Below are 5,993 nucleotides of genomic sequence, written 5' to 3' on the forward strand. Positions count from 1 at the left end.
ATAAGTGTTGCCTGTGAAAAGTACGGGATTGATTTAGTAGGTGGCGATACTAGTTCCTCAAAGCAAGGTTTGATTATAAGTGTAACTAGTATTGGGTTTGCTGATGAAAAAGATATTTGTTATCGAAATGGTGCCAATGAAGGTGATTTGCTCTGTGTTTCGGGCGATTTAGGTGGCGCCTATATCGGATTACAATTGCTTGAAAGAGAAAAAAACATCTTTTTAGAAAATCCTAATATCCAACCCGATTTGGAAGGTAAAGATTATATTGTTGAACGACAGTTAAAGCCCGAAGCAAGAAAAGACATTATTGAAGCATTAAAATTGATGAAAATCAAGCCGACTTCCATGATTGATATTTCTGATGGTTTAGCTTCCGAAATTCTGCATATCTGTAAGCAATCGAATAAGGGGTGTAATTTGTACGAAGAAAAGATTCCCATCGATCCAATGACTTATGATACCGCACGTGATTTTGGCATCGACCCAACAGTTTGTGCCTTAAATGGTGGTGAGGATTATGAATTGCTTTTTACTGTTAAACAGTCTGATTTTGAAAAAATTAAAAACAATCCAGATATATCCATCATCGGACATATGACTGAAGCCTCGGCGGGTTGTAATTTAATTTCAAAATCGCAAATGGTTCACCCAATTAAAGCCCAAGGCTGGAACTCCTTGAAGGGGATCCAAGAATAGAACTCTTTTTTCTTTTGGTCTAAAATAAACTATATTTAATTTAAATATTTGATATCCCATGAATAGAAAACTCCTAGTTTTTATTTTAGCTTTATTTGCTACTTCCACAAGTGCGATTTCCCAAACAACTAATAGTAAGGCACCAGCGGCAGTCTATCCTATTCCCGACAAACAACAAATGGAATGGCATGAAATGGAGACCAATGCCTTTGTACACTTTACAACAAACACTTTTACCGGCTTAGAGTGGGGTTTTGGCGACGAAAAAAGGACCACATTTAATCCTACTGCACTAGATACGGAACAATGGGCAAAAACGCTGAAAGAAACAGGTTTTAAAACCTTAATTTTAACCACCAAGCATCACGATGGCTTTTGTTTATGGCCAAGTAAATACACCGAACATTCCGTAAAAAATAGTCCATATAAAGATGGAAAAGGCGATGTGGTTCGAGAAACTTCAGATGCTGCAAAAAAATTCGGTTTAAAATTCGGGGTTTATTTATCACCCTGGGATAGAAATCATCCGGAGTATGGTAAACCCGCTTATGTAGACTATTATAGAAAGCAAATTACAGAGCTTTTCACTAATTACGGACCTATTTTCGAATTATGGTTTGATGGCGCCAATGGTGGTGATGGATATTATGGAGGAGCCCGCGAAGTCAGAAAAATAGATTCTAAAAGCTATTATGGATGGCCTAAAACATTGGAACTTGTCAATCAAATTCAGAAAGATGTTTTGGTATTTAGCGATTCTGGACCCGGGGTACGATGGGTAGGAAATGAGCGCGGAATTGCTGGATTGACCAATTGGAATACCATTTCTACAGATACTTTATACGCTGGCAAATCAGGAATTACAGATTTGTTAAACACAGGATCTATTGATGGAAAAAGATGGATTCCTGCAGAGGTGGATGTTTCCATCAGACCGGGGTGGTTTTATCATGCAAATGAAGATGATAAAGTAAAAAGCGCAGAACAACTTTTTGATATTTATTTGAGTTCTGTGGGAAGAGGTTCAACTCTATTATTAAATATTCCGCCAGATCAACGCGGACTTTTCCACGAGAGGGATGTGGAGGCTTTGCGCGGATATAAAAAATTATTGGATACTGAATTTGCCAAAAACCTAGCCTTCAAAGCAAATATAAAAGCGGATTCTTTTAGAGGAAATTCACCTTTATTTGCCGCCTCAAACTTAAGCGATGGCAATAAAGAAACCTATTGGGCAACCAATGACGGACAATTAAGTGGAAGTTTTGAGCTAGACTTAGGAAAAGTATCAACAGTTAAATATGTAACTATTCAAGAATACATTAAACTTGGTCAACGCGTGAAAAAGTTCACTGTTGAGGCATGGAAAGATGGAAAATGGACGAAGGTGGCCGATGGAACCACTATTGGTTATAAGCGTATTTTTAAGATTGATCCTATGCAAACATCAAAAATCCGAGTTACTATACTAGATTCGAAAGCTTGTCCGGCGATCTCAAACGTGGAAGTATATTAAATTGTTTTAAAAACAATTATGGCCATGAAGAACATTTTTTTCTTTCTACTTATCAGCATATCTACAAGTATTGTAAGTGCACAAACCCCCAAGTTAAACTCAAAATCCGGGGAGGTTCAAGTTGTTGAAGCGGCATGCGGACAATGTCAGTTTAAGATGGAAGGAAAGTCATGCGATCTTGCAGTTAGAATTAATGGCAAATCTTATTTTGTAGATGGTACAAAAATAGATGATCATGGTGATGCACATGCAAAGAATGGATTTTGCCAGAAGGTACGTAAGGCTGAGGTTCGTGGCAATATTGTGAATAATAGATTTTTAATCACTTCCTTTAAATTATTGCCTGAATCCGAAAAACAGAACAACTAAAGGTCATCTTCATTAATGAATTTCTGGTCTAGTTGTTTACCCGTTTTTGCGCCTAGTTTTTTAATCTTTTCTGCTGTAACACCAAGATTGCCGCGACCAGTAGAAAGTTTATTTAAGGCTTTATCATAAGCGTCCTGGCTAAGGCGGATGTTTTTTCCAATTCCCTCCATATCAGCCATAAAACCAATAAACTTATCATACATTTCACCGCTTAAACGCGCAATTTCCATCACATTCCTATTTTGACGTTCCTGCTTCCACATGCTGGCAATGGTTCGCAGGGTTGCTAAAAGTGTTGAGGGACTAACAATTACCACGCGCTTATCCCAAGCAAAATTGAATAGTTCTGCATCTTTTTGTACCGCTATTCCGAATGAGGATTCGATGGGAATAAAAAGCATAACAAAGTCGGGGGAGTTGATTTTATAGAGCTCACTATAGTTTTTTGAAGATAAACCCTGAATATGCCCTCGAATGGATGCGATATGCTGCTTGGTATAATTTTCGCGTTCTTCCTCATTCTCACAATTTACCAAGCGCTCATAGGCAACCAAGGAAACTTTTGCATCAATAATGAGGTGTTTATCATCTGGAAGATCAATAATCACATCTGGTTGAAAGTTTTGTCCCTCAGAAGACTGGTGGGTAGCCTGTGTTCTATATTCTTGGTTTTTCACCAGGCCAGATCTTTCTAATACCCTTTCCAAAATCATTTCTCCCCAATTCCCCTGCTTTTTATTATCGCCTTTTAGCGCATTGCTGAGGTTTTTCGTCTCCATATTCATGAGGTTAGATTGCTCAATCAACTGATTTATATGGCCTTTTAAGACATTTCTTTCATCCGATTCTGCCTTGTAAACCTTTTCAACTTTTTCTTCGAAAGCCTTTATATTCTCTTTAAATGGGTTTAAAATTATATCCAGGTTATTGCGGTTCTCTTCCGTAAACTTTTTTGTTTTTTCATCCAGAATTCGCGTAGCAATTAGCTCGAAATCTTTATTAAACTTTTCCTGATTATTTCTGATTTCTGCTTTTTGTTCTTCGATTTTTTCTTGCTGCGCCTTGAAATATGAGCGCGAGCTCTCTAGAGCTTTAATGGCTTCTGATAGCTTTTCTCGTTCAGAATCTAACTCTTTTTTTAGCTTATCTGATTCTGTTTTCAAGTTTTCGGCACGTTCTTCAGCTTTGGCCTTAGCAATATTTAATTGATCGAGCAGCTCCCGACTTATTCCGCCGCTTGCCGGCTTGGTTCTGATGAATATAAAAAGCAATATGATAGCGAATGCTGCGAGTAGAATAATATAGATTTCCATTTCTTAGAAATTTTATAGATATAAGTTTCAATACTGGTTTAAAGATCAATTAGCATTGCAACCTGTTCGCCAAGAAGGCTTCCCATGGCGACACCCATTCCATTACAGCGAACAGCGCAATAGAGTCCGGGTTGGATCTTTTCAACAATTGGTTTTACTTCCTTACCAAAACCCATAACCCCACTCCAGCGATGTTCTATCTTAACTTTTTGTTCTGGAAGAATAGTTTCATTAAGCAATTTTTCAAGATAGTTTTGGATAATATCCGTTATTCCTGGATCTAGTGTTTGTTCAGCCTCAAAATTAAGATCTCTACCCCCACCGAGAAGTATCCGATCATCAATATTTCTGAAATAGGTATAGCCCCGATTATAATGAAAACTACCTTTAATTTTTAAACCCTTAATTGGTTCAGTAATTAATACTTGGCCCCTTCCTGGGACAACATCCAATTTCGGTATAAGTTCTTTACCGAATGCGTTGGTTGCCAGAATGACTGCGCTTGCCTTGAATGTACCCTGATTTGTAATGAGAACCTGATCGTTTGAATTAGATTCAATTTTTTGCACCCGGCAATTATTGAAAATTGCGATCCCCATTCCCTGTACTTTTGATAGTAAGGCGCTCATCATTTTTCCGGTATCTATTTGTCCCTCGTATTTATTTTTGATCATATTTGTGATTCCATTCATGCCGAATTCTGCAATTTTAGCATTGTTAACTGCATAAATGTCAGTCTTTCCAATGATGGATCCCAGAAATTTATTGAAGTATGGAATCTGTTCAATGCAGCTGTTTGCAAAGTCTGTTTCAGAACTTTTAAACACCTCATAACCCCCATATTGCTCAAATGAAATGGCTCTGTCTCCCAGACTTTCTCTGAGCTTTTTCAGTCCCCGCCAGCGCATCTCTATAATTCCTGCTATCTCATCTTCTGATCCCGTTTTTAACTCTTCAATTAGCTCAGAAATGCTCCCAAAACAAGCAAATCCGGCATTTTTGGTACTCGCTCCCCCCGGAAGGAAACCCGCCTCCAACACCCCTATTTTTAATTTTGGTTTCTGTGATTTTAAGCTTAGTGCAGCGAATAATCCTACAATCCCGCTACCGATGATCAACACATCGAAACCGCTTAAAAATGATTTCTGCTCCCAATAGGAAAAACTATTTATCATATGTTCTTAAAGATAAATTATTTGTGGTTATTTTTATTCGGAATAATTTTTGACAGGTATTATTAAAAACAAAAACGATGGGAATAATTTTAATGATAGTCATTGCAATCGTAAGTTTTGCGGTGCAGTGGCGTTTTAAAAGTAAATTTAAGAAATATACCGAAATGCCTTTAGCATCTGGTATGAGCGGTAAAGACATTGCAGATAAAATGTTAAAGGATAATGGGGTTTTTGATGTGCAGATTATTTCTGTGGAGGGTCAATTGTCTGATCACTATAATCCCGCAGATCGCACTGTGAACTTGAGTCCGGAGGTTTATCATGGCAGAAGTGTTGCCGCAGCAGCAGTTGCCGCACATGAATGTGGGCATGCCGTTCAGCATGCGAAAGCATATAATTGGTTAAAATTTAGATCGGCTGTGGTGCCCGCAGTAAATGTGGCTTCGAAAATTACGCAATGGGCTTTAATGATCGGTGTTATGCTATTGATGTTTTCTGGAAACTCGACTGTTCTATTAATTGGTGTGGTGGCTTTAGCGGTAGTTACTCTTTTTGCTTTCATAACCTTGCCGGTAGAATTTGATGCAAGCAATCGCGCATTAGCATGGTTACAAACTAATCGTGGAATTATGCAGTCTGAAACAGAGAATGATCAAGCAAAAGATGCATTGTGGTGGGCGGCAATGACCTATGTGGTTGCAGCATTAAGTTCGTTAGCTACATTGGTTTATTATGCCAGCATGTTGATGGGAAGAAGAGACGAGTAAATATTTTTTAAATATTAAGCCCCGAATGGATTAAATATCTGTTCGGGGTTTTTTGTATAAAAAAATTCTAATTTAGTTTATAGGGTGTTATCAATTGAAACTCCGGGATATTAACCTCAAATTTCTGACCATCTACTACTCGTATCATTTCGTA

General features: G+C 37.9%; 6 protein-coding genes. 4 read left to right on the plus strand and 2 right to left on the minus strand.

Annotation, left to right across the window (positions count from 1 at the left end; genetic code table 11):
* The 3 genes from thiL to ACILQF_RS09675 all read left to right on the plus strand — a co-directional run.
* Window positions 1–699 (plus strand): thiamine-phosphate kinase (gene thiL, locus ACILQF_RS09665; protein ID WP_395627205.1); only part of this gene is annotated, 699 nt, incomplete at its 5' end.
* 58 nt (window positions 700–757) lie between these two features.
* On the plus strand, window positions 758–2,215 hold the full coding sequence (locus tag ACILQF_RS09670; protein ID WP_395627206.1) for an alpha-L-fucosidase: 1,458 nt from the start codon (window positions 758–760) through the stop codon (window positions 2,213–2,215).
* A gap of 24 nt (window positions 2,216–2,239) precedes the next feature.
* Window positions 2,240–2,584: a DUF6370 family protein gene (locus ACILQF_RS09675; RefSeq protein WP_395627207.1), complete on the plus strand. Its 345-nt coding sequence runs from the start codon at window positions 2,240–2,242 to the stop codon at window positions 2,582–2,584.
* Here the strand turns inward: ACILQF_RS09675 and rmuC are convergent.
* Entirely contained in the window at window positions 2,581–3,897 is a 1,317-nt protein-coding gene (rmuC, locus tag ACILQF_RS09680) for a DNA recombination protein RmuC (RefSeq protein ID WP_395627208.1), read from the minus strand. The two genes, ACILQF_RS09675 and rmuC, sit on opposite strands and share 4 nt — an antisense overlap.
* A gap of 38 nt (window positions 3,898–3,935) precedes the next feature.
* Entirely contained in the window at window positions 3,936–5,072 is a 1,137-nt protein-coding gene (locus ACILQF_RS09685; RefSeq protein ID WP_395627209.1) for an NAD(P)/FAD-dependent oxidoreductase, read from the minus strand.
* A 77-nt stretch (window positions 5,073–5,149) separates the two neighbouring features.
* On the opposite strand from ACILQF_RS09685, the gene ACILQF_RS09690 reads away from it, so the two are divergent.
* A complete protein-coding gene (locus ACILQF_RS09690) occupies window positions 5,150–5,839 on the plus strand; it encodes a zinc metallopeptidase (RefSeq protein ID WP_395627210.1) in 690 nt (229 codons plus the stop codon).
* Window positions 5,840–5,993: the final 154 nt, after the last annotated feature.

Origin of the sequence: Daejeonella sp., assembly GCF_044232565.1 — a bacterium.
In the GTDB taxonomy this organism is placed as follows: Bacteria; Bacteroidota; Bacteroidia; order Sphingobacteriales; family Sphingobacteriaceae; genus Daejeonella.